Here is a 23,541-nt window from a genome sequence, read left to right as displayed (position 1 = left end):
ACCGACCAGTACAGTCTCGGCACTATCGGCCCGGCCGTAACAAGATGCCCGGTTCGTGACGAGGTCATGCCCGGCCGGTGATCACGTCTCTGGTTGGGCAGGCCGCTGACCAGCAGAGTTGCACTCAGTCGATGTGAAGGAGTCGTCATGGGTGCCCTGCTCCAGCGCCGGGACTTTCGCAAGGCCACGTCCGCGTGGCATGGTCCGCTCAGCTACTGCGCGGCGGCGATGGCAGTGCTGGCCGTCGGCTGCGCGATCGGGCTCGCGGTGGACGGGCGGACGCTGATGGGCCAGGGGGTGTGGCTCAAGCCGATCAAGTTCGCGATCTCCCTCGGGCTCTACGCGCTCACGCTGGCCTGGATGATCGGCCAGGCCCGGCGGTGGCGGCGGACGCTGTGGTGGCTGGGCACGGTGACCGTGGGCGGCTTCCTCCTCCCGGAGATCACGGCCATCACCTTCCAGGCGGCACGGGGCGTGCGCAGCCACTTCAACTTCGCCACCGGGCTGGACGAGACGGTGTTCATGATCATGGGTGGCGCCGCGTACCTGGGCTGGCTGCTGACCTTCGCGATGGGGATCCTCCTGATGGCGCAGCGCCGCCTGGACCGGGCGATGGCGTGGGCGATCCCGCTGGGGCTGGCCATCTCGCTCGCGGGCATGTCCGTCGGCTACCTGATGACCGCTCCCACCCCCGGCCAGGCGGAAGGGCTGGCCAGGGGGCTGAGCCTGACCACGATCGGCGCGCACAGCGTCGGCGCGCCCGACGGGGGCGCCGGCATGGCGGTCACCGGGTGGGAGACCGGCGCGGGCGACCTGCGGGTGGCGCACTTCGTCGGCCTGCACGCCCTGCAGGTGCTCCCGCTGGTCGCGATCGGCCTGCGCCTGCTCGCCCGGCGCTTTCCGGTCCTCGCGGGCGCCGGCACCCGTACCGCGCTGGTGGTCGTCTCCGCGCTCGGGTACGCGGGGCTCACGGGGCTGGTGCTGTGGCAGGCGCAGCGCGGGCAGGCCCTCGTCCACCCCGACGCGTCGACGCTCGGCGCCGCCGCCGCTCTCGCCGGGCTGGTCTCGGTCTGCGCGGCCGCCGTCCTGGCCGTCTCCGCCCGCAGGCCCAGGGCGTCGGCCGGGCGGCGCGTCCCCGCCGCCGCGGTCGGGACCTCCGCCTGATCCCCGGCACCCGACGTCTCCTAGGCTGCTCGGGTGCACAAGCGGGCGATGCTGATCGTTGTCGTGGTGTTCGCGGGCTTCGCGAGCATCTACGTGGCCGCCGGTTCGCCCCTGGCGCTGGCCGTGTTCGGGGTGCAGGTCGCCTTCGCCCGGTGGCGGTCGTGGTGGCTGGTCCCCCTCCAGGCCGTCCTGGCGTACGGGTCGGTCCTGCTGTCCGGCTCCTCCGTCGGCGTGCTCGGCTTCGTCGGCGGGACGTTGCTGCTGACCCGGCTCTGGCCGCTCGCCCTGGCGGTGGCGGCGAGCGCCGCGCTGCTCGGCCCCGCCGACCCGGTGATCAGCATGGTGCTGATCTCCCTGGTCGTCTACGGCCTGACGAAGATGATCGACCGGATCGACGAGGTGAACGCGGCCAGGCTCGCGCTGGCGGTGACGGCGGCGGCCGAGGAGCGGCTGCGCATCGCCGCCGAGCTGAGCGCGGGCCTGGGCAGGGCGCTGGCCGCGATCGCCGACGGCGCCCGGTCGGGCGAGCCCGACGTGGAGACCGCCCGCCGCTCGCTGGCCGAGGCCAGGGCCGCGGCGGCGAGTTACCGGGCCATGTCCCTGGCCCCCGAGACCACCACCGCCAAGGCCATGCTGACCGCCGCGGGCGTCACCGTGGACGTGCGCGTCGGGCACGCCGAGCCGCTGGGTCCCGCGGGAGCGCTCCTGGCGGCGGTGCTCCGGGAGGCCGTGACGGAGATCGTACGGCGGCGCACGGCCACCACCTGCCGCATCGAGACCTTCACGGAGGCGGGCACGGTACGGCTGCGCGTCTCCCACGACGGCGCGCGCACCGCCGGCGACGAGAGCCTGGGCGACCTGCCGGCCCAGGTCGAGGCGGCAGGCGGCACGCTCACCGTCGGACTCACCGACGAGGCCCTGGTGACGGTGGAGGCGAGGCTGCCCGCCACGGTCACCGAGCCCGTGCCCGACCCGGGTGGCAGCATGCTGCCGATGGCGCTGCTGGCGGCCGTGCTGGTGGGGTTCTCGGCCAAGGCGCTGCTGGTGGCCGGCTCGCCGTGGCCGGCGATCCCGCTGGCCGTCATCGTCTTCATGCAGCTGCGATCGGTCGAGGGGCGGCACCCGGTGGCGCTGTCGATCATGGCGGTGCTGACGTTCGCGCCGATCCCGCTGTTCGGGCAGGCGTGGCTGGGAGTGGCGGGGTTCCTGGCGGGGCCGATCCTGCTGGCCTTCCCGTGGGCGGCGGCGCTGCCGCTGGTGGCGGCCATCGTCGCGGTGGTCGCGGCGGCCGGCGTGCTGCTCGGCCTGCCGGTCCCGCTGATCGTCAACTACCCGATCAGCACGGTCGTGACCGGCCTGGTCGTGTACGGGCTGTTCAAGCTCGCCCAGCTGGCCAGGGAGCTGCACGAGTCGCGGGACGGCCCGGCCCGCGCGGCCGTCGTCGAGGAACGCCTGCGCGCCGCCCGGGACCTGCACGACCTCCTCGGGCACACCCTGGCGGCGATCCTGCTCAAGTGCGAGCTCGCCCGCCGCCTCGACGCCGGGCGGGCGCGCAAGGAGCTGGACGACGTCCTGTCGATGACCGAGCAGGCGATGCGGGACCTGCGGACGGTGTCGGGCGGGCACCGGGAGCTGTCCCTGGCCACCGAGGCGGAGTCGGCCCGTTCGCTGCTGGCGACCGCGGGCATCGACGTCCTGCTCGACCTGGGCCACGACACCCTCGCCGGGGAGGCCGACACCACGCTCGGCATCGTGCTCAGGGAGGCCGTCACCAACGTCCTGCGGCACAGCTCGGCCCGCCGGTGCACGATCACGACGTCCGTACGGGACGGCGCCGTACGGCTGAGCGTGCGCAACGACGGGGCACGGGCCGCGGAGGGACGCCGCGGCTCGGCCGGGATCGGCAACCTCACCACCCGGCTGACGGCCCTCGACGGGCGGCTGGCCGTGTCCCAGGAGGACGGCTGCTTCGAGCTGACCGCCACGGTCCCGATCTAGATCCAGCCCGCCTCGGTGGCGATGCGTACGGCGTCGGTGCGGTTGCGGGCGTTGAGCTTGGCGACGATCGCGGTGATGTAGTTGCGGACGGTCCCCGCGGTCAGGAAGAGCTGGCTCGCGATCTCGGTCGCCTCGGCGCCCGCCGCGACCAGCCGCAGGACGTCGGCCTCGCGCGAGGTGAGTGGGTTGTCTGCCAGGTTCCACGCGGTGCTGGCGAGCGAGGGGTCGAGAACCCGTTCGCCCCGCGCCACCTTCCTGATCGCGCCCGTCAACTCCTCCGGCGAGGCGGTCTTCAGGATGAAGCCGTCCACCTGGGAGGCGAGCGCGCGGCGAAGGTGGCCCGGCTTGCCGTGGCCGGTGAGCATGAGCGTGCGGCAGCCCGGCAGCTTCGCGCGCAGCTCGCCGGCGGCGTCGAGGCCGTCGATCGCGCCGGGCATGTCGATGTCCAGGACGGCCACGTCCGGCTGGTGGACCAGGGCGGCGGAGACCACCGCGTCCCCGGACTCGACCGCCTGGACCACCTCGATGTCGGACTCGATGCTGATCAGGGCCACGAGTGCCTCCCTGATGACGTGCTGGTCCTCGGCCAGGAGAATGCGGATCACCTGACCATTATGTCCGGATCATGATGAGGTCATGGCGGGGTGGTGACCGGCTCTCTGGTGGCTGAAAGCGCAGATCAGCAGGCTTGAGGCATGACAGAGGCAGTGCGGTTGGACGCGGTGAGCAAGGTGTACGGCAGAGGCCGGAGCGCGGTGGCGGCCCTGCGCGAGGTGTCGATCGCCATCCCCCGGGGCACCTTCACCGCCGTCATGGGCCCCTCGGGCTCGGGCAAGAGCACGTTCCTGCACTGTGCGGCCGGGCTCGACGTCCCGAGCTCGGGATCGGTACGGCTGGGCGGCACCGACCTGGCGGGCATGGACGAGAACGCGCTGACCGAGCTCCGGCGGCAGCGCGTCGGCTTCGTGTTCCAGGCCTTCAACCTGGTCTCCGCGCTGACCGTGACGGAGAACATCACGTTGCCGCTCATGCTGGCCGGCGCCCGGGTCGACCAGGGCTGGCTGCGGGAGGTCGTGCACCGGGTGGGCCTCGACGGCCGTGCCGGGCACCGCCCGGCCGAGCTCTCCGGCGGCCAGCAGCAGCGCGTGGCGATCGCCAGGGCGCTGGTGACCAGGCCGGAGGTGGTGTTCGGCGACGAGCCGACCGGCGCGCTGGACACGATGACCGCCCGCGACGTGCTGACCCTCCTGCGGGAGGTGGTCTCCGGGCTGGGCCAGACCGTGGTGATGGTCACCCACGACCCGGTGGCGGCCTCGTACGCCGACAACGTGCTGTTCCTGGCCGACGGCCGGATCGTGGACGCGATGGCGGCTCCCACCGCCGAGAAGGTGGCCGGGCGCATGACCGGGCTGGGGGCGTGGAACTGATGATCTCCTTCGCGTTGAGGATGCTCCGCCACCGCAAGGCCGGGTTCGCCGGCGCGTTCGTGGCCCTGCTGTGCGCGGCGGCGCTGGTGACGGCGTGCGGGATGCTGCTGGACACGGGCCTGCGCGGCGGGGTGGCGCCCGAGCGGTACGCCGGCGCCCCCGTGATCGTGGCGGGCGACCAGTACGTCCGGCAGGCCAAGGAGAGCGGCAAGGAGAAGGCCAAGCTCCTGTCCGAGCGCAGGTGGATCCCGGCCTCCCTGGCGCAGGATCTCGCCCGCGAGCCCGGCGTGACGAAGGTGGTCACCGAGGTGGCCTTCCCCTACGCCGGGTTCACCGCCCACGGCTGGGAGTCGGCCGCGCTCACCCCGTTCACGCTCGCCGAGGGGCGCGCCCCCAAGGCCGCGGACGAGGTGGTCGTGGACGCCCGCCACGCCGGCCGGGCGATCCCCGGCCACCGCGTGGTGGGGGTGACCGCGCAGGCGCTGCCCGGCCAGGACACGATCTTCTTCGCCACCGGCGAGGCCCGCCGCCTGGCCGGACGTGAGGGCCTGGTGACGGCGATCGGCGTCTGGCCCGGGGCCGAGGTCGCCGTCAAGGGCGCCGTGGCCTACACCGGCGACGAGCGCGGCGCGGTCGAGTTCCCCGAGGCGGAGAACGCCCGGGTCAAGCTCATCAGCCTGGGCGGCGCGCTCGGCGGCACCTCGCTGCTGGTGGCGATCCTCGTCGTGGTGGGCACGTTCGCGCTGTCCATGCAGCAGCGCCGGCGTGAGATCGCCCTGTTGCGGGCCGTCGGCGCCCTCCCCGGGCAGGTCAGAAGGCTCGTCGGCGGCGAGGCCCTGCTCATCGGCGCTGTCGCCGGGGCGCTCGGCTCCGGGGCCGGGATCCTGCTCGGGTTCTGGCTGCGGTCCAGGTTCGTCGACCTGGGCGCGATGCCGGCGAACCTGCGGCTGGTGGTCAGCCCGTTCCCCCCGATCGTCGCGGTCCTGACCACGCTGGTGGCCGCGTGGGTGGCGGCGCGCGTCTCCGCCCGCCGTACGGCGCGGATCAGGCCGGTGGAGGCGCTGGGAGAGACGGCGATGCCCGCCGCCGGGATCCCGCCGGTGCGGCTGGTCGCGGGCCTGCTCGCCCTGGCCGGCGGCGTGGTCCTGACGATCGTGCTGTCCGGCCTGAACACGGAGGCGGCCTCCAGCCCGGTCACCATGCTGACCGCGCTGGTGTGGACGATCGCGGTCGCCCTGCTCGGGCCGGTGGTCGCGCGGGCGGTGACGGCGCTGCCGCTGCGCGCGCCCGGCGTGGCCGGCTACCTCGCGCGCAAGAGCCTGCGCGCCGGCACCGGACGGCTGGCCTCGGTGATCGTGCCGCTGACCCTGATGACCGCGATGACGTGCACGATCCTGTTCGTGCAGACCACCATGGGACACGCCGCGCAGGGCGAGCTGAGCGCCGGCGTCAGGGCCGACCACGTGCTCGGGCCCGGCGCCTCGGCCGCCGCCGCGCGCCAGGTGCCCGGCGTGCGTGCCGTCACGGAGGTGCTGCGCACGTCGGTCAGGATCGACCTCGAGAAGTACGCCGTCCAGGCCGTCACGCCTGTCGGCCTGGACCGGACGATGGACCTGGACGTGGTGGCGGGCTCGCTGGACGGGCTCGGCGACACGTCGGCGGCGATCAGCCGCACCGCCGCCGACCGCCTGGACGCCGGCCTGGGAGACCGGCTGAAGCTGGTGCTCGGCGACGGCACCCCCGCCGAGGTGCGGGTCGTCGCGATCTACGCCCGCGGTCTCGGCTTCGGCGACCTGACCCTTTCCCGGGAGCTCGTCGCGGGCCACGTGGACGACCCGCGGGGCACCGTCCTGGTCTCCGGCGGGGACCGAGAGGCGCTCAGGCAGGCGTCCGGCGTGCCGGTGCTCGACGGGGCCGGGACCGCGCAGGTGGAGAGCCCCAACGCGGCGGTCACGTACGTCGCCATGGGCCTGATCATCGCCTTCTGCGCGATCGCCGTGGTCAACACCCTGGCCATGTCCACCCTGGCCAGGTCCAGGGAGCTCGCCCTGCTACGGGTGGTGGGCACGACGCGGCGGCAGGCGGCGCGGATGCTGCGTGCGGAGACACTGACGGCGACGGTCGTGGCGGTGGCCCTCGGGACGGCGATCTCGCTGGTGACGCTGGCCGCCTTCAGCGCGGGGATGACGGGGTCGGCGCTGCCGTACGTGCCGCCGGTCGCGTACCTCGCGGTGGTCGCCGCCGTGGCGGCCCTGGCGCTGGTGGCCACGGCCGTCCCGGGCAGGTTCGCGCTGAGCTCCCGTCCGGCGGACACTCTCGCGGCGCGCGAGTGACGGGCCTCAGCCGGGCGGATTTCAGGCGGGCAGCCAGCGGAGCCAGCCGCCGTGCATCGCGGAGAAGGCGACGGGACGCCCGTCGAGCGCGAGCGCGTAGGTGAGGACGTCCGCCGGCGGCCGCTCACGGAGATGGGCCTCCACGTCGGGTAGGACGCCCGGGTCCTCCTGGGCGATCCAGTGGCCGGCGAGCCGTCGGACCTGCTCCACGAACATGGCGCGCTCGTCGTCCGGCACGTAGTAGAGGACCGCGGTGTGGTAGACGACGAGCGTGGCGTACTCGGGCGCCTGGGCGGCCACCTCGCCGACCAGCGCGTTGAGGTCTCCCCGCACGATGCGGGGCGGATCCCGGCGCGCCACGTCGATGGCGGTGTCCAGGCGCCGCAGGCGGTCGTGCTGTCCGGGCCAGACCAGCGTCCTGAGCCACCGGACGTCGTCGGGGTCGGTGACGTCGAGGGGGTTGAGGTCGATGCCGGCCCGCCACGCGACGGTCACCTCACCGAGCGGATCGGCGAAGCGCGACTCGCCCTCGGTGCGGCAGCGCAGCCGCACCGGGCTGTCCACGTCCCCGGCCAGGCGTCCGTCGTAGTCGTAGCCGTAGCGGTCGGGCAGCAGGCACAGCCCGGCCGACGCGCCGACCTCCAGCAGCGCCAGCGGCTGCGGGAGCGAGGCGAGCAGCGGGTAGAGAGCGGCGCACCGGGCCGCCTCGTTGGTCTGGGTACGGCGGGCGAGCATCGTGGCGACGACCGCGTCGCGGTGGTCGAGCACGGACCGGCGGAACTCCTGGTAGCCGGCGGGCGTCCCCGCGACGTACCGGGCGGCGGCGAACAGCAGGTTGGGCTGCCGCTTGGCGGGCGGGAGGCCGGACAGCAGCGCGATCAGGTCGGGGTCGCCGGCCACCCCGGAGGCGAGCTGCTCGTACAGCGGCGACGAGCCGCGGGCCTCCCTCGACGCGAAGTGCCGGTACTGTTCCGCGGTCGTCGGCTCCATGATCGACACTCTAAGGAGGCGGCCCGCCCCTGGGAACAGGGCGGGCCGGTGGGGTGGGTCACTTGCGATAGATGTGGATGTTCTTGAGGTAGTTGTCGCTGCGCGCCGACATCCCTGCCCGGCCGTAGAGGCCGGCCTTGAAGTAGTGGGTGGCCGCCCCGCGGTCGTTGAAGCTGGTGCGGTACTGGCGGTTGACGAAGATGTGGATCTTGCCGATGCCGGTCTCGTGGACGACGTTGAGCCGGATGTACTTGTCGTACACGGGGGCGTAGATCTGCGTCGTGGAGTCGTAGTAGTTGATGCTGTCGGTGTTCATGGCCAGCGTCATGAACGCCGTCGCCGACGTCGCGCCGCCGAAGACCTGCATGACGCACATCCGGTGGGTGCCCGCCCCGATCTTCATGTCGCACTCGAACTGCGCGTCCCCCGAGGTGTAGTCGTTGTGGAAGCGCAGCTCGCTACGCGGGCCCGAGTCCTGGCCGGGGAAGGTGCTGGGGTCGGTGTCGTACACCCAGAAGTGGTGCTCGCCGGTGGCGGCGTCGTACGTGTGGCGGGTCCTGTCGGGCGGCTGGTGGACGGAGTAGCTGGGGAAGATCTCCGTCCAGCCGGAGCCGATGGGGCCCGCCGCCTGGGCGGTGGCGGCCCGGGCCGCCGGGGCGCCGCCGAGGAGCGGGACGGCGAGGCCGGCCATCGTGCCGCCGAGCAGCGCGCGGCGGCTGGGTGCGTGATCCATGCGTTCCTCCTAGATGTTGAGCCGGAGTACGGCGGAGTGGGTGTGACCGCGGGTGCCGCCGACGGCGACCGAGACGGCCCACCGGGCGGGCCCGTCGGCCGTCCGGACCAGCCGCACGGTGTCGTCGCCGCTCTCGACCGACTTGACCGGCCAGGGCAGCGTGACGGACACGGTCTGCGCGGTGCGCGAGGGATCGGAGAGCGCGACGCGCAGGGTCTGGCCGTGGCGGCGGATCAGCAGTGAGCACGGGCCGTCCGCGGTGATCGGGCCGTCGGGGGTCCGGACCGTGCCCGCCTGCCAGAAGTTGACCGCGTGCAGCCGCAGCCGCCCGCACCGGACGGCCTGCGCCTGAGCGGTGTTGGCCAGCACCTCGACGTCCGGCCCGGCGGCGTAGCGGGCGGTGGCGGCGGCGGAGTCGACGGCGGCCACCTTCGCGGCGAAGTCGGGGTCGCCCGGGTCGAACGCGCCGCCCGCGATCATGCCGGTCCACCGCAGGCGGGCCGCGTCGAAGGCGTCCTCCGCGCGTGCCGGGGCCGCCAGGCCCAGGGTGGCCGCGGCCGTGGCGGCGGTGAGGAAGGTGCGGCGGGTGAGGGCCATGTAGAGTCCCCCAAAGGGATTTGCGAAAGGTTGCGAAACATCAACCTGCCGGAAACGTAGGCGAAACGTCGGATGTCGTCAAGGGCTTCTCCGAGACGGCAGACTTAGGGGACGGGAGGATGTGAACAGTGGACGACATCACGACGGAGCGGCGGAGCACGATGGCCGACATCGCAGCTCAGGCCGGCGTCTCGGTCTCGACCGTGTCCAAGGTGCTACACGGGAGGTCGGATGTCTCCGCGAAGACCAGGGGCAAGGTCCAGCGGCTGCTCGGCCAGCACGGCTACACGCTGCCCGGCCGCTACGAGCATCCCGGCGGCCTGATCGAGTTCGTCATCAACGAGCTGGACAACCCCTGGGCGGTGGAGCTGATCCGCGGCGCCGAGGAGGCGCTGCAGGCCGAGGGCATGGGCCTGGTCGTCTCGGCCGTGCACAAGCGGAGCAACCTGGCCCGCCAGTGGCTCGACGACCTCGGCACGCGCGGCTCGCTCGGCGCGATCCTGGTCATCTCCGAGCTCTCGGCCGACCAGGAGCGCGAGCTGCGGCGGCTGGGCATCCCGTTCGTGGTGGTGCAGCCGTCCGTGGACGAGGGCCCCGACGTGCCGTCGGTCGGCTCGACCAGCTGGAACGGCGGCTTCACCGCGACCAGGCACCTGATCGAGCTCGGCCACCGGCGGATCGCGATGATCACCGGTCCCGCGCACCGGCTGACCTCGCGGGCCCGGCTCGACGGCTACCGCGCCGCGCTCGACCAGGTGGGCATCGAGGTCGACCCCGCCCTGATCCGGCACGGCGACTACAGCCACGAGCCGGCCTACCACCACGCCATGGAGCTGCTGGACCTGCCCGACCGCCCCACGGCCGTCTTCGCGGGCAACGACATCCAGGCGCTGGCGACGTACCGGGCGGCCCACGCGCGCGACCTGCGCGTGCCGGAGGACCTGAGCGTGGTCGGGTTCGACGACCTGTCCTTCGCGCAGTGGATCGCCCCCACGCTCACCACCGTGCGCCAGCCCCTGGCCAACATGGCGGCCATGGCCGCCCGCATGCTGATCCAGCTCATCAACGGCCAGGAGCCCGACACGCCGCGGGTCGAGCTGGCGACCAGCCTGGTGATCCGTGAGAGCACCGCGCCGGCGCCTGGTTAGCGGCCTGCGGGTGGCGCGTCAGAAAAAAAAGCGAAAATCCGGTGTCTGGTCTGTCGATCCGGCCCAGGGGAGTTCGACGCGTTGGCGAGAGACCTCGTAGGAAGGAAACGCCATGCAGAAGATCACCACGTTCCTCTGGTTCCACGACCAGGCCGAGGAGGCCGCCGGATTCTACACCTCGCTCTTCAAGGACTCGCGCGTCCTCGAGGTCACGCCCGGACCCACCGGGGCGGCCATGGTGGTGACGTTCGAGCTGGCCGGGCAGCGGTTCATCGCGCTGAACGGCGGCCCGGAGTTCACGTTCACCGAGGCCGTCTCGCTCTACGTCGACTGCGACTCGCAGGAGGAGGTCGACGAGCTGTGGGCGAAGCTCACCGAGGGCGGCGAGGAGTCGCAGTGCGGCTGGCTCAAGGACAGGTACGGCCTGTCCTGGCAGATCATCCCGCGCCGCCTCCAGGAGCTGATCGGCGACCCCGACCCGGAGCGGGCGCAGCGCGCCGTCAAGGCCATGATGGGCATGAGGAAGATCGACGTCCAGGGCCTGGAGGACGCGGCCAACGGCTAGGCGCGTGGGCGGGCCGTCCCGGTCCGCCCACCGCCGGGAAAATGCGGTGCGGGCAGGGCGATCACTGAAGTAGCGTCGGCGGCCATGAGCCTCTCGCGCGTACGCCCTCCCGCCGTCGCAGACGAACGTACCCAGCTCATCGGCTGGCTCGACCTGCAGCGCGCGCTCGTGCGGTGGAAATGCGAGGGCCTGTCGGAGGAGGACGCCCACCGGCCGGTCCTGCCGACCTCGCCGCTCATGACGGTGGCGGGCCTGGTCTCCCACATGCGCTGGACCGAGCACTGCTGGTTCGAGGTCCTCTTCCTGGGCCGCGACTCGGCCCCCAACCCGCAGTTCGACGAGACGGCGGAGGACCTCGACATGCAGGTCAAGGGCGTCCCGCTGGCCCGGCTCCTCGACGAGTTCGAGCAGCAGTGCGCGGTCTCCAACGAGATCGTCGCCGCCCACTCGTTCGACGACGTGGGCGAGTTCCCTGGCTTCAGCTCCAACGCCGCCACCCTGCGCTGGATCCTGATCCACATGGTCGAGGAGACCGCCAGGCACGTCGGCCACCTCGACACGGTCAGGGAGCTGCTCGACGGCGCCAAGGGCTACTACTGAGCCAGCGGCTTCTCGTAGCAGCGGGTCAGCGGGGCGTCCACGTACTTCCCGTACGGCTCGATCGGCCGGTACGCGCACCGCTCGTACAGCGCGATGGCCTCGGGCTGCCGCAGCCCGGTCGCCAGCCGCAGCCGCCGGTAGCCCAGGTCCCAGGCCAGCCCCTCCAGCGCGCCCAGGATCGACGTGGCGATGCCGCGCCCGCGATACCCGGGCAGCACGAACATCCGCTTGAGCTCCCCGGTGAGGTCGTCCACGGGCTGCACGGCGCCGCAGCCGACGGCCCGGCCGTCCACCGACGCCACGAGGAACCTCGCGCCGTCCTTGACATGTGAGCGCCCCTCGGGCCCGTAACGCGCCACCAGCTCCGCGAACGCCGCGTCGAGCAGTTCGGTCAGCTCGCCGTCCTCGGCGGCCCGCTCTTCGATCAGCATGCCGATATGGTAGAGATCGCCCCTTACAGGCCGAGCATCTGGGCGGGCTCGGCGATGACCTGCTGGATGATCAGCCCTGCCGCGCCCAGCACGGCGGCGTCCGCGCCGATGCCGGAGACCACGAGAGCGGGCGGCGTGCCCCGCATGTGGCCCAGCCGGGTGCCCAACCCCTCCGCCACCGGCCCTTCGAGCCAGGGGAAGAGCGGCGCGTAGATCCCGCCGAGCACGATCCGGCCCGGGTCGAGCAGGTGCACGGCCGAGGTGAGCGCCACGCCGAGCGCGTGCCCGGCCCGCCCGCACGCCTCCAGCGCCCGGCGCTCCCCCGACTCCAGCCGCGTGACCAGCTCGGACACCGAGGGCAGTGGCCCCAGAAGAGCGTCCTGACCGGCGTACACCTCCAGGCAGCCCCGCCCGCCGCACCTGCAGGCGGGCCCGTCGGGCACCACGACCACGTGGCCCAGCTCGCCCGCCAGCCCGAACGTCCCCCTGAACACGGTGCCGTCCACCACGAGCCCGGCCCCGATGCCGATCTCGCCGGACACGTAGAGGAAGTCCGTCTCCCGCGAGCCGAACCACAGCTCGCCGAGCGCCGCCAGGTTCGCCTCGTTGTCGATGACGAAGGGCAGGTCGACGAGGTCCGGCACGCGTACGTCCCGCCAGCCCAGATGCGGCGCGTTGCGCAGCACCTCGCCCTCGACCGTCCCGGGCACGGCCAGGGCGGCGCCGATGACCCGCAGCCCGGCCAGCTCGGCCTCGGCCGTGGTCTCCTTCACCAGGTCGCGCAGGCTCCCGAGGATGTCCACGGGGTCGGAGTTGCGGTTGTCGGCCGGCCGGGTACGGCGCAGCCGCACCTCCCGGGTCAGATCGACGACGCACGCGGCCAGGTAGTCGATGTTGATCTCCAGCCCCAGCGTGGCGACCCGGTCGCCGCTCAGGCTCACGGCCACGCCCGGCCGCCCCCGCTCGCCGCCCCGCACGGCCCCGCCCTCGGCCACCGCTCCCGCTTCGATCAGGTCGGACACGAGGCTGGACACGGTGGTCTTGGTGAGCCCCGTCATCTCGGCGAGCGCGGCCCGGGTGTGCGGTCCTGATCGGTGGATGGCGCCCAGGACTACGGCCAGGTTGCGGGCGCGCATGGAATCATGCCGGACCCCTCTTGACGCCGCCATGCCTGCCTCCTCAGGATTATGTACAGATTATGGACTAATCCCGAGGAGCGCACACAAATGACCGATTTCATCCCAACCCCGACTGACCAGTTCACCTTCGGCCTCTGGACGGTCGGCTGGCAGGCGCGCGACCCCTTCGGCGACGCCTCGCGGGCGCCGCTCGACCCGGTGGAGACCGTCCACAGGCTCTCGGAGCTGGGCGCGTACGGCGTCACGTTCCACGACGACGACCTGCTCGCCGTCGAGCCCGACCGGGACAAGGCCATCGCCGCGTTCAGGAAGGCCCTGGACGAGACCGGCATGAAGGTCCCGATGGCCACCACGAACCTCTTCACCCACCCGGTCTTCAAGGACGGCGCGTTCACCAGCAACGACCGCGACGTCCGCCGGTACGCGCTGCGCAAGGTGATCAGGAACATCGACCTGGCCGCCTCGCTCGGCGCCAAGACGTACGTGTGCTGGGGCGGCCGCGAGGGCTCGGAATCGGACTCGGCCAAGGACGTCAAGGCCGCGCTCGACCGCTACAAGGAGGGCCTGGACATGCTGTGCTCGTACGTACGCGAGCGCGGCTACGACCTCCGCTTCGCCCTCGAGCCCAAGCCGAACGAGCCCCGCGGCGACATCCTCCTGCCCACGATCGGCCACGCCCTGGCGCTGATCAACGAGCTGGAGCACCCTGAGATGGTGGGCCTCAACCCCGAGGTCGGCCACGAGCAGATGGCCGGGCTCAACTTCGTGCACGGCATCGCCCAGGCGCTGTGGCACGGCAAGCTCTTCCACATTGACCTCAACGGCCAGCACGGCCCCAAGTACGACCAGGACCTGATCTTCGGCCACGGCGACCTCAAGAGCGCCTTCTTCCTGGTCGACCTGCTGGAGAACGGCGGCTACGACGGCCCCCGCCACTTCGACTACAAGCCGCTGCGCACCGAGGACGCCCAGGACGTGTGGGACTCGGCGGCCGCGAACATGCGCACCTACCTGATCCTCAAGGAGAAGTCGCGGGCCTTCCGCGCCGACCCCGAAGTGCAGGAGGCCCTGAGCGCCTCCCGCGTGGACGAACTCGCCCAGCCCACGCTTGCGCCGGGCGAGACCTGGGCAGACCTGGCCAAGGACGACTTCGACCCCGAAGTGGCCGCCGCCCGCGGCTTCCACTTCACCCGGCTCAACCAGCTCGCACTCGAGCACCTCCTGGGGGTACGCGGATGACGAAACCGATCAGTGTCCAGCTCTACACCGTCAGGGACGCGCTGGCGGCCGACCGCGACACGGTGCTGAGCCGGATCGCGGAGATCGGCTACCGGTCCGTCGAGCCCTACGACCCCACGACGGACCCCAAGGGCTTCCGCGAGGTCGTGGACGACCTGGGGCTGACGGTGTCGAGCACGCACGCGTACGCGCTGCTCAGCAAGGACCCGTCGGAGGTCTTCGACGCCATCGCCACGGTCGGCACCGACCTGGTGATCATCCCCGGCGGCATCGAGCACGAGGAGTTCACCACGCGCGACGGCCTGTCGCGCACGGCCGATCTGCTGAACGGCTTCGCCGAGCAGGCGGCCCGGTACGGGATGCGGATCGGCTACCACAACCACTGGTGGGAGATCGAGCCCGAGATCGACGGCCGGCACGCCATCGAGGTGCTGGCCGACCTGCTCGCTCCCGAGGTGTTCCTGGAGATCGACACCTACTGGGCGGCGGTGGGCGGCGCGGACGTGCCGGCCCTGCTCGGCCGCCTCTCCGAGCGCGTCCTGGCGCTGCACGTCAAGGACGGCCCGGTGGTCAAGGGCGAGCCGCACACCGCGGTGGGCCGCGGCGTCATGGCGGTGCCCGAGATCCTCGACGCCGCACCCGACGCCTGGCGCATCGTCGAGCTCGACGAGTGCGCGACCGACATCTTCGCCGCTCTCGCGGACAGCCACGCCTACCTCACCTCCCTGGAGAGCTCTTGAGCAACGGCCCCATCGGCGTCGCCCTCATCGGCGCCGGGAACATCAGTGGCCAATACCTTCGAAACCTCACCTCCTTCCCCGACGTCCGCGTGCTGGGCCTCGCGGACATCGACACCGAGCGGGCCGCCGCGGTCGCGGCCGAGTACGGCGTCCCCGTGTCGGGCACCCTCGCCACCGTCCTGGCGGTGCCCGAGGTCGAGATCGTCGTCAACCTCACCGTCCCGTCCTCGCACGCGGCCGTCGCACTGGAGTCGCTGCGCGCCGGCAAGCACGTGTACGGCGAGAAGCCGCTGGCCATGAGCGTGGACGAGGCCGCCAAGGTCGTGGCCGAGGCCGCCAACCTGGGCCTGCGGGTCGGCGGCGCCCCCGACACGTTCCTGGGCGCCGGGCTCCAGTCGGCCCTGCACGCCCTGCGCTCCGGCCTCATCGGCGAGCCGGTCGCCGTCACGTCCGCCATCCAGAACCTGGGGCCGGAGTCCTGGCACCCCAACCCCGAGTTCTTCTACCAGCCGGGCGGCGGCCCGCTCTTCGACCTCGGCCCCTACTACCTGACGGCCCTGGTGTCGCTGCTCGGGCCCGTCACCCGGGTGGCGGCCGACACCCGCAAGGCGCGGCCGCACCGCGTCGTCGGCTCGGGGCCCAAGGAGGGCCTGGTCTTCCCCGTGGACGTCCCGACGCACGTCAACGCGCTGCTCGACTTCCCGGGGACGGCGACGGCGACGGCCACGTTCAGCTTCGACTCGCCGGTCCCCCGCCGGATGATCGAGATCATCGGCACCGAGGGCGCGCTGTCGCTCCCCGACCCCAACACCTTCGAGGGCCCGCTGCTGGCCCGGGGACCGCGCGACGCGGACTGGCGCGAGCTGCCGGTGTCGGGCACCACGGCCGGGCGCGGCATCGGCGTGCTCGACCTGGCCAGGTCGCTCCGGGCGGGCACGGGGCACCGGGCGTCGGGGGAGCTGGCGTACCACGTGCTCGAGCTCATGTGCGCCATCTCGGAGTCGGGCGAGCGCGGGGAGTTCCTGCCCATCACCTCCACCTTGACCGCTCCGGACCCGCTCCCCGCCGACTGGGACCCGCACGCGGCGACCCTCTAGCGACCCCGCTTACCCGCCGCCCCGCCGCTCGTCGGCGGTGGGGCGCGGGCCGTCCGGGACTGGCGACACGGAGGGTTTGGATGGTAACGCGTTGGCTTGGGTGACGCGGAGCCGCAAGAATGGCGCGATGGCGGAAAGTGCCGAGACCGACTGGGTCTCCAGGTTCGCGGACGAGGTCATCACCGAGGCGGAGCGGCGCGCGCCCGGCAAACCGATCGTCTGCGCCTCGGGCCTGAGCCCGTCGGGCCCCATCCATCTGGGCAACCTGCGCGAGGTCATGACCCCTCACCTGGTCGCCGACGAGATCCGGCGACGCGGGGTCGAGTGCGTGCACCTGCTGTCCTGGGACGACTACGACCGCTTCCGCAGGGTGCCCGCGGGCGTCAACCCGTCGTGGGCCGAGCACATCGGCAAGCCGCTGACCTCGGTGCCCGCCCCTCCCGGGAGCTCGTACGCCAACTGGGCCGAGCACTTCAAGGCGCCCATGATCCAGGCTCTGGAGGAGCTGGGCGTCGAACACCGCGGCATCAGCCAGACCGAGCAGTACACGCGCGGCGCCTACCGCGAGCAGATCCTGCTGGCCGTGCGCGAGCGCGCGAAGATCGACGCCGTGCTCTCCCGCTACCGGTCGAAGCAGGTGGAGGAGTACTTCCCGTACAAGCCGTACTGCGACCTGTGCGAGCGCGACCTGACGACGGTCACCGCGTACGACGACGCGACCACCGAGCTGGCCTACACCTGCGAGTGCGGCTTCGGCGAGACCGTACGCCTGGCCGAGCACGACCGCGGCAAGCTCGTCTGGAAGGTCGACTGGCCGATGCGCTGGGCCTACGAGGGCGTGGTCTTCGAGCCGTCGGGGGTCGATCACCACTCTCCCGGCTCGGCGTGGATCGTCGGCGACCAGATCGTGGGCGAGGTGTTCGGCGGCCGGCAGCCGATCGGCCCCATGTACGCGTTCGTCGGCATCACCGGCATGGCCAAGATGAGCAGCTCCAAGGGCGACGTGCCGACTCCCGCCGACGCGCTGGAGATCATGGAGGCGCCGGTGCTGCGCTGGCTGTACGCCCGCCGCAAGCCCGCCCAGTCCTTCAAGATCGCCTTCGACCAGGAGATCCAGCGGCTCTACGACGAGTGGGACACCCTGGGCCGCAAGATCGCGGAGGGTCAGGGGCAGCCCGCCGAGCTGGCCGCGTACAGGAGGGCGGTGGGCACGGCCGCGGGCCCGCTGCCCGCCACCCCGCACCCGGTCCCGTACCGGACGCTGGCCTCCATCGTGGACGTCACGACCGGCGACGCCGAGCAGACCCTGCGGATCCTGCGCGACCTCGACGCGATCGAGACGCTCGACGAGGCCCGCCCCCGCCTGGACCGGGCACAGCGCTGGGTCGATGCCCACGTGCCCGCCGGCGAGCGCACGCGTGTGCGCGAGGAACCGGACGAGGAGCTGCTCGACTCGCTCGGCCAGACCGAGCGCGAGTCGCTGCGGCTGCTGTCCGACGGCCTGGACGACTGGTCGCTGGACAGCCTCACCACGCTCGTGTACGGCGTGCCGAAGCTCCAGGCGGGCCTGCCGGCCGACGCCAAGGCGACACCCGAGCTGAAGGCGGCGCAGCGGGCCTTCTTCGCCCTGCTCTACAGGCTGCTGGTCGGCCGCGACACCGGCCCCAGGCTGCCCACGCTGCTGCTGTCCATAGGCGCCGACCGGGTGCGGAAGCTCGTCGGCACGTGAACGGCGCCGTCCTGATCACCGGCGTCTCGGCCGCCGGCAAGTCCACCGTGGCGCAGGCACTGGCGGAGCGGCTGCCGCGCTCCGCCCACGTGCGCGGCGACACGTTCCGGCGCATGGTCGTGGGCGGCCGCGCCGAGATGACCCCCGGCCTCGACGGCGAGGCGCTCCGCCAGCTGCACCTGCGTCACCGGATAGCGGCGAACACCGCGGACCTGTATTTCGATGCCGGATTCACGCCAATAGTCCAGGACGTTATTCTTGGCCCGGACTTGGAACGGTTTACGAAATTGATTCATACTCGTCCTCTTCATGTAATCGTCCTGGCACCCGATCCGGATGAAGTGGATCGCCGCGAACGTGCCCGACCCAAGGTCGGGTACGGCTCCGGCTGGACGATTGCCCAGCTAGACGAGTCGCTGCGGACCGAGACCCCGCGCATTGGCCTATGGTTGGACACCACGTGCCAGACCCCCGGGGAGACCGTCGAGGAGATCATCGAGAGGGCCGCGGAGGCGCTGGTCCGATAAATGACGGACCAATGCAAGGCAGTGTCAAGTGACTTGCATGTGTGGGGAGTCATCTTGATTCCATGAACAAGCAGCCTTTCGCCGCCAGCGTCAGTGTCAGTGTCATCGTCCCCGCGATGAACGAGGCCGAGAACCTTCCCCACGTCTTCGCGACGCTGCCCGACTGGATCGACGAGGTGATCCTGGTCGACGGCAACTCGACCGACGACACCATCGCCGTAGCGCGCAGGCTGCGCCCCGACCTCCGGGTCGTCGTGCAGAGCCGGCGCGGTAAGGGCAACGCCCTCATCGAGGGCTTCCAGGCCGCCCGCGGCGACATCATCGTCATGATCGACGCCGACGGCTCGACCGACGGCCGGGAGATCCACTCCTTCGTCTCCACCCTTATCAACGGCGCCGACTTCGCCAAGGGCTCCAGGTACGCCCCTGGTGGCGGCTCGGACGACCTCAGTCCGATCCGCTCGCTCGGCAACAAGGTCCTCACCGGGATGACCAACCTGCTCTACGGCACCCGCTACACGGACCTCTGCTACGGCTACAACGCCTTCTGGGCCCGTCACCTCGACTCCCTCGAGCTTGACTGCGACGGCTTCGAGATCGAGACCCTGATGAACGTCCGCGCCGCCCAGGCCGGCCTCATCATTCACGAGGTCCCCAGCCACGAGCGCTCCCGCATCCACGGCGTGAGCAACCTGAACGCGGTGCGCGACGGCTGGCGCGTGCTCAAGACGATCATGCGGGAGCGTACGCGGGGGGCCGGCGTGCCGGCGCAGGCCCAGGTCGCCCTCGCAAAGTGACATCCTTGGACAATGCGCTACATAGTGATCGGGGCCGGAGCAGTCGGCGGAACCATCGGTGCCCGCCTCCACCAAGGCGGGCACGACGTTCTCCTCGTCGCGAGAGGCGCCCACTACGAGGCACTCAAGCGTGACGGCCTGCGCCTGATCACCCCCGAATCCACCGAGACCCTCGACATCCCCGTCGCCGACGGCCCTGTCCCCGCGCGTGACGACGACGTGCTGATCCTGGCCACCAAGTCCCAGGACACCGTCTCCGCGCTGGCCGGCTGGCCGTCCGACCTGCCCGTGGCCTGTGCCCAGAACGGCGTGGCCAACGAGCGCATGGTCCTGCGGCGGTTTGACCGCGTTTACGGCATCTGCGTGTGGCTGCCGGCCCAGCATCTGGAGCCCGGCGTCGTCGCCGCCCACGGGCACCCGTACTCGGGCCTGCTCCACGTCGGACGTTATCCCCAGGGTGTGGACGACCTCGCCGAGCAGATCGCCGGCGACCTCGGCAAGCACGGCCTGGTGGGCCTGACCCAGACCGACGTCATGCGCTGGAAGCACGGCAAGCTGCTCAGCAACCTGGGCAACGCCGTGGAGGCGCTCGTGGGCCACGTTCCCGGCAGGGACAAGGTCGTCGAGGCGGCCAGGACCGAGGCCAAAGCCTTGCTCGACCGGGCCGGGATCACGTACTCCACGCCGGAGGAAGAGGCGAGCCTGCGCGGCCACCAGGTGGACGTCCGGCCCATCGAGGGCATCGTCCGCGGCGGCGGGTCGTCGTGGCAGAGCCTGGCCAGGAGCAGTGGCTCCATCGAGGCCGACTACCTCAACGGCGAGATCGTGCTGCTCGGCCGCCTGCACGGCGTGCCCACCCCGGTCAACGAGGTGCTGCGGCGCGAGGCCAACACGTTCGCGCAGGAGAAGCGGCCGCCCGGCTCAATGCCGTTGGAGACCCTGCAGGCCCTCATCGACGGGCGTTGCGCAGCCTGATCCCGCTGAACTCCAGCGTGCTGGCGATCACCTCGTCCCAGAACGGCCACAGGCTGGGCAGCACCCTGAGCTGGATCCCCGCCTCCTCGTGCAGCTCGAACAGGTCGCCCACGCGTTCCGGCGGGCCGAGCGGCGTCACGGCGACCGTGGACACCACGGCGGTCGGCGGGTCGCCGATGGGCGCGAAGCCGTCCGCCGGCAGCCGGTACGCGTACAGCCGGACGTCTTTGAGCGCCTGGAGCCAGCCGTACTCGATGGCGTGCACGCGATCGCCGCACCCCACGCCGATGATCCGGGCCGCGTCCTCCTCGGTGGTGCGCGGCCCGACCCAGGCCATGGCCCGCGGGCAGGCGCGCGGGAACCAGTAATCGGGGCAGCGGTCGCGATCGACGGCCCACACGTACGACTCCGTCAAGATCGAGGTCGGCGCCACGTGCGGGACGAACCGCTCGATCGTCGGGTCCTCGGAGAAGTGGAGCACCTGCCCCGGCTCGGGTCTCATGATGGCAATCTTGGTGCATACCTCATCCCCGACAGGGCAGTGGAAACGGGCTCTTACGACAAGGGGTGAGTTGGATGATTCTGCTTGGAGTGCTCTTGGTTCTCCTCGCCGGCAGCGCCGTGGCCCTCGTCCTGACCGAGGAGAGCGCCAGGTACATCCTGTTCGGGTACACCTTCGAGCCCAATCAGGTGGAGATGTTCCTCGCCGGGGCGGCGGTCATGGCCGTCCTGGCGCTGGGCCTCTGGCTGATCGGCTCGGGCTCGCGCAGGTCCGCCAGGCGTCGCCGCCGGTTGCAGGGTGCCAGGGCCGAGGCCTCCGACCGGGTGGCCCGGCTGGAGGACGAGAAGCGCGAGCTGGAGAAGCGCCTGCGGCACTCCCCCGAGCCGGGCGACCGACTGGTCGCGCGCGACTCGGAGGAGGCCAGGCCGTGAGTCACTGGCGCGAGGGCACCAGCTTGCCCTCGCGCCAGAGCGCGAACCCCGTGATGAGCGCGCCGAGCCCTTCCCAGAGCCCGACGCCGAAGAACTTGGCCGGCGCGGCCCCGGTCAGCACCAGCGTGGTGAAGACCGCGAACGTCACGAGCCTGAACGGCACCGTCCACCGGAAAAACGGCGTGTAGTCGTGAGAAGCCGCGAAAACGTAATAAACGCCCATGTTCACCGCCGCCATTGACGAGGCGGCCATATAGACCAGCGTGTAGTCACCGGCGGGACGGACGTCGAGCACCTCGAAACCCAGCATGGCCAGCAGCGAGTCGGGTGAGACCAACCCGAGCAGGCCGAGCGCGAAGGCGAGGAATCCGAAGACCGCGATGGTCCAGCCGGAGAAAGAACGCGGAAGACGCACAGAAATCCTTCCAAAGGGGGGTGTACTCTGCGAGGCGATCTCATCTTGCACCCGGAGGTCGCATGCCCCCCACGCGTGGCCGCCCCATCGCCGTGAAACTTCTCGTCCTCCTGTTCGTCCCGCTGCTGTCCCTCGTGGGCCTGTGGGCGTTCGCCGCGGGCCTGACCGGCGGCGATGGCATGCGCCTGCTGTCGATCAAGGACTTGGCGACCAACCTGGCCGACCCGTCCGAGCGCGTCAACATCGAGTTGCAGGACGAGCGGCTGGTCTCCGTGGAGTTCCTGGTCAGCGGGCAGGGCGCCGCCAAGATGGCCATGCAGCGCGGCGAGACGGACCAGGCCGTGACCGCGTTCCGTACGCTCGCCAAGAACCAGCGTGACCTGTCACCGGAGATGACCGCGCAGCTCGTCACGCTCAACACCAAGCTCGACCAGCTCGCGGAGGTCCGCCGCGAGGTGGACGGCACGACCGTGGCGCCGCTCGACGTGATCGACGGCTACAGCCAGATCGTGGACGCGTCCTTCCGCATGTACGACGCCATGGTGCTGGTGCCCGACATGGCCCTCTACAAGCAGGCCAGGGCGGTGACCATGCTGGGCGAGGCCAAGGACGTGCTGTCCAGGGAGCGGGCCATGGTCGCGGTCGTGCTGGCCAGGGGCCGGGTCGAGCCCGCGGAGCACGAGGCGTTCACGGGGATGGTGGCCACCAGGCGGCTGCTGTTCTCGCAGGCGCTCTCGCACCTCGACCGCGACCTGCGCGGCCCGTACGCGCGGCTGGCCGAGTCACCGGTCTACAAGGAGTTCCTGGACGCCGAGGACGCCATCCGGGGCCAGGCGGCCACGAACGGCCTGCCCGTCACGGCCGCCACCTGGCCCGTCGACGGCCAGAACCTGTGGGCGGCGGTCGAGCGCAACCAGGCCCTGGCCGTCAAGAGCCTCGTGAGCCGGGTGACCCCGGCGGCCATCGGCATGCTGATCAAGATCGGGGTCGCGGGCGGTCTCGGCCTGATCGCCGTCATCGCGTCGATCATGCTCTCGCTGCGCTTCCGCAAGCGGCTGGTGCGCGAGCTGGCCGGGCTCCGCGACGCCGCCACGGAGCTGGCCGAGGTGCGGCTGTCCGGCCTGGTCAAGCGGCTGCGCACGAACACCGCCCCGCCCACCGCCGACGAGGTCGCCCCGATCGAGGTCAAGTCCCACACCTCCGAGGTACGCGACATCGTCCAGGCGTTCAACGACGTGCAGTCCACGGCCGTCGCGGCCGCGGTGAGCCAGGCCCGGCTCCGGCACGGCGTCAGCCAGGTCTTCGTGAACCTGGCCAGGCGCAACCAGTCGCTGCTGCACCGGCAGCTGCTCCAGCTCGACAGCATGGAGCGGGCGACGGAGGAGCCCGAGGCCCTGGCGGACCTGTTCAAGCTCGACCACCTCACCACGCGCATGCGCAGGCACGCCGAGAGCCTCATCATCCTGTCGGACCAGGCGCCCGGGCGCGGCTGGCGCAACCCGGTGCCGATCCTCGACGTGCTGCGCGCGGCCGTCGCGGAGGTCGAGGAGTACGAGCGGGTCGAGATCCTCCAGCCGCCGCCGGTCGCGCTGCACGGCGCGGTGGTCACGGACGTGGCCCACCTGATGGCCGAGCTGATCGAGAACGCCACCCTCTTCTCGCCGCCCCAGACCAGGGTGGACCTGCGGACCTCGACCACCCCGCACGGTCTGATGATCGAGGTCGAGGACCGCGGTCTCGGCCTGGTCAGGGCCGAGCTGGACGAGCTCAACGAGCGGCTGGCGAAGATGCCGGAGTTCGACCTGGCGCAGAGCGACCGGCTCGGCCTGTTCGTGGTGAGCAGGCTCGCGGCCAGACACGGCATCAAGGTCACTCTCGCGCCCTCCCCGTACGGCGGCCTGACCGCGATGGCCTCCCTGCCCTCGTCGCTCCTGGCCGATCAGCCGGTCATGAGCGGGCGGTAG

The 23,541-nt window shown here is 71.7% G+C and carries 24 protein-coding genes; 16 read left to right on the top strand and 8 right to left on the bottom strand.

The window, feature by feature from the left end:
• The first annotated feature begins 147 nt into the window (after positions 1–147).
• On the top strand, positions 148–1,164 hold the full coding sequence (locus ACWDRB_RS39090; protein WP_449902476.1) for a hypothetical protein: 1,017 nt from the start codon (positions 148–150) through the stop codon (positions 1,162–1,164).
• Positions 1,165–1,212: 48 nt separating this feature from the next.
• Positions 1,213–3,162, top strand: a complete 1,950-nt coding sequence (locus ACWDRB_RS39085) for a histidine kinase (protein ID WP_449902473.1) — start codon at positions 1,213–1,215, stop codon at positions 3,160–3,162.
• Here ACWDRB_RS39085 and ACWDRB_RS39080 read toward each other — a convergent pair.
• Entirely contained in the window at positions 3,159–3,767 is a 609-nt protein-coding gene (locus ACWDRB_RS39080; RefSeq protein ID WP_449902470.1) for a response regulator transcription factor, read from the bottom strand. The two genes, ACWDRB_RS39085 and ACWDRB_RS39080, sit on opposite strands and share 4 nt — an antisense overlap.
• Before the next feature lie 90 nt (positions 3,768–3,857).
• Here ACWDRB_RS39080 and ACWDRB_RS39075 point away from each other — a divergent pair, with 90 nt between their 5' ends.
• Positions 3,858–4,589, top strand: a complete 732-nt coding sequence (locus tag ACWDRB_RS39075) for an ABC transporter ATP-binding protein (protein ID WP_363977028.1) — start codon at positions 3,858–3,860, stop codon at positions 4,587–4,589.
• Entirely contained in the window at positions 4,589–6,922 is a 2,334-nt protein-coding gene (locus ACWDRB_RS39070; RefSeq protein WP_449902657.1) for an FtsX-like permease family protein, read from the top strand. Before ACWDRB_RS39075 ends, ACWDRB_RS39070 begins: the two co-directional genes overlap by 1 nt.
• Before the next feature lie 21 nt (positions 6,923–6,943).
• Here the strand turns inward: ACWDRB_RS39070 and ACWDRB_RS39065 are convergent, their stop codons facing one another.
• From ACWDRB_RS39065 to ACWDRB_RS39055, 3 genes are read right to left on the bottom strand one after another with little or no spacing between them, the layout of a single operon-like run.
• Complete coding sequence (locus ACWDRB_RS39065) at positions 6,944–7,912, bottom strand: DUF2332 domain-containing protein (RefSeq protein WP_449902467.1); 969 nt, start codon at positions 7,910–7,912, stop codon at positions 6,944–6,946.
• Positions 7,913–7,970: 58 nt separating this feature from the next.
• Entirely contained in the window at positions 7,971–8,645 is a 675-nt protein-coding gene (locus ACWDRB_RS39060) for a polysaccharide lyase family 7 protein (protein ID WP_449902465.1), read from the bottom strand.
• Positions 8,646–8,654: 9 nt separating this feature from the next.
• Positions 8,655–9,242 (bottom strand): polysaccharide lyase beta-sandwich domain-containing protein, encoded by a 588-nt coding sequence (locus tag ACWDRB_RS39055; RefSeq protein ID WP_449902463.1) that lies wholly within the window; start codon positions 9,240–9,242, stop codon positions 8,655–8,657.
• Between the two features lie 128 nt (positions 9,243–9,370).
• Here ACWDRB_RS39055 and ACWDRB_RS39050 point away from each other — a divergent pair, with 128 nt between their 5' ends.
• From ACWDRB_RS39050 to ACWDRB_RS39040, 3 genes are all read left to right on the top strand, one after another.
• Positions 9,371–10,390 (top strand): LacI family DNA-binding transcriptional regulator, encoded by a 1,020-nt coding sequence (locus tag ACWDRB_RS39050; RefSeq protein ID WP_449902461.1) that lies wholly within the window; start codon positions 9,371–9,373, stop codon positions 10,388–10,390.
• A gap of 112 nt (positions 10,391–10,502) precedes the next feature.
• The gene (locus ACWDRB_RS39045) at positions 10,503–10,955 is read left to right on the top strand and encodes a VOC family protein (protein WP_449902458.1); all 453 of its coding nucleotides are present in this window, start codon (positions 10,503–10,505) and stop codon (positions 10,953–10,955) included.
• 84 nt (positions 10,956–11,039) lie between these two features.
• Entirely contained in the window at positions 11,040–11,555 is a 516-nt protein-coding gene (locus tag ACWDRB_RS39040; protein ID WP_449902455.1) for a DinB family protein, read from the top strand.
• On the opposite strand, the gene ACWDRB_RS39035 is transcribed toward ACWDRB_RS39040, so the two are convergent.
• Both ACWDRB_RS39035 and ACWDRB_RS39030 read right to left on the bottom strand, forming a co-directional pair.
• On the bottom strand, positions 11,549–11,986 hold the full coding sequence (locus tag ACWDRB_RS39035; RefSeq protein ID WP_449902453.1) for a GNAT family N-acetyltransferase: 438 nt from the start codon (positions 11,984–11,986) through the stop codon (positions 11,549–11,551). The genes ACWDRB_RS39040 and ACWDRB_RS39035 overlap by 7 nt on opposite strands.
• 23 nt (positions 11,987–12,009) lie before the next feature.
• Positions 12,010–13,155, bottom strand: coding sequence for an ROK family protein (locus ACWDRB_RS39030; RefSeq protein WP_449902451.1), 1,146 nt, complete (start codon positions 13,153–13,155; stop codon positions 12,010–12,012).
• Positions 13,156–13,212: 57 nt separating this feature from the next.
• Between ACWDRB_RS39030 and xylA the strand changes: the two genes are divergently transcribed.
• The 7 genes from xylA to ACWDRB_RS38995 all read left to right on the top strand — a co-directional run bounded on the left by xylA (position 13,213) and on the right by ACWDRB_RS38995 (position 20,229).
• A complete protein-coding gene (gene xylA / locus ACWDRB_RS39025; protein WP_449902448.1) occupies positions 13,213–14,364 on the top strand; it encodes a xylose isomerase in 1,152 nt (383 codons plus the stop codon).
• Positions 14,361–15,104 carry a sugar phosphate isomerase/epimerase family protein gene (locus tag ACWDRB_RS39020; RefSeq protein ID WP_449902446.1) on the top strand — a complete coding sequence of 248 codons (744 nt, stop codon included), beginning with the start codon at positions 14,361–14,363 and terminating at the stop codon, positions 15,102–15,104. Before xylA ends, ACWDRB_RS39020 begins: the two co-directional genes overlap by 4 nt.
• Positions 15,101–16,201, top strand: coding sequence for a Gfo/Idh/MocA family protein (locus ACWDRB_RS39015; protein ID WP_449902445.1), 1,101 nt, complete (start codon positions 15,101–15,103; stop codon positions 16,199–16,201). Before ACWDRB_RS39020 ends, ACWDRB_RS39015 begins: the two co-directional genes overlap by 4 nt.
• 127 nt (positions 16,202–16,328) lie before the next feature.
• Positions 16,329–17,930, top strand: a complete 1,602-nt coding sequence (gene lysS / locus ACWDRB_RS39010) for a lysine--tRNA ligase (protein WP_449902443.1) — start codon at positions 16,329–16,331, stop codon at positions 17,928–17,930.
• Positions 17,927–18,457 (top strand): AAA family ATPase, encoded by a 531-nt coding sequence (locus tag ACWDRB_RS39005; RefSeq protein ID WP_449902441.1) that lies wholly within the window; start codon positions 17,927–17,929, stop codon positions 18,455–18,457. The genes lysS and ACWDRB_RS39005 overlap by 4 nt, the downstream gene beginning before the upstream one ends.
• Positions 18,458–18,519: 62 nt before the next feature.
• Positions 18,520–19,254 carry a glycosyltransferase family 2 protein gene (locus tag ACWDRB_RS39000; RefSeq protein WP_397369038.1) on the top strand — a complete coding sequence of 245 codons (735 nt, stop codon included), beginning with the start codon at positions 18,520–18,522 and terminating at the stop codon, positions 19,252–19,254.
• A gap of 12 nt (positions 19,255–19,266) precedes the next feature.
• A complete protein-coding gene (locus tag ACWDRB_RS38995; protein ID WP_449902437.1) occupies positions 19,267–20,229 on the top strand; it encodes a ketopantoate reductase family protein in 963 nt (320 codons plus the stop codon).
• On the opposite strand, the gene ACWDRB_RS38990 is transcribed toward ACWDRB_RS38995, so the two are convergent.
• Positions 20,204–20,731: a DUF6886 family protein gene (locus ACWDRB_RS38990; protein WP_449902435.1), complete on the bottom strand. Its 528-nt coding sequence runs from the start codon at positions 20,729–20,731 to the stop codon at positions 20,204–20,206. The two genes, ACWDRB_RS38995 and ACWDRB_RS38990, sit on opposite strands and share 26 nt — an antisense overlap.
• A 74-nt stretch (positions 20,732–20,805) precedes the next feature.
• Here ACWDRB_RS38990 and ACWDRB_RS38985 point away from each other — a divergent pair, with 74 nt between their 5' ends.
• The gene (locus ACWDRB_RS38985; protein ID WP_449902433.1) at positions 20,806–21,162 is read left to right on the top strand and encodes a hypothetical protein; all 357 of its coding nucleotides are present in this window, start codon (positions 20,806–20,808) and stop codon (positions 21,160–21,162) included.
• A 1-nt stretch (position 21,163) separates the two neighbouring features.
• Here ACWDRB_RS38985 and ACWDRB_RS38980 read toward each other — a convergent pair whose 3' ends face one another.
• Entirely contained in the window at positions 21,164–21,577 is a 414-nt protein-coding gene (locus tag ACWDRB_RS38980; RefSeq protein WP_313044104.1) for a hypothetical protein, read from the bottom strand.
• Between the two features lie 62 nt (positions 21,578–21,639).
• Between ACWDRB_RS38980 and ACWDRB_RS38975 the strand changes: the two genes are divergently transcribed.
• Positions 21,640–23,541, top strand: coding sequence for a sensor histidine kinase (locus ACWDRB_RS38975; RefSeq protein WP_449902430.1), 1,902 nt, complete (start codon positions 21,640–21,642; stop codon positions 23,539–23,541).

It is taken from the genome of Nonomuraea sp. NPDC003707 (genome assembly GCF_053587055.1).
Note: the sequence above shows the minus strand (reverse complement) of the source record. Positions and strands in the feature narration are given on the sequence as shown.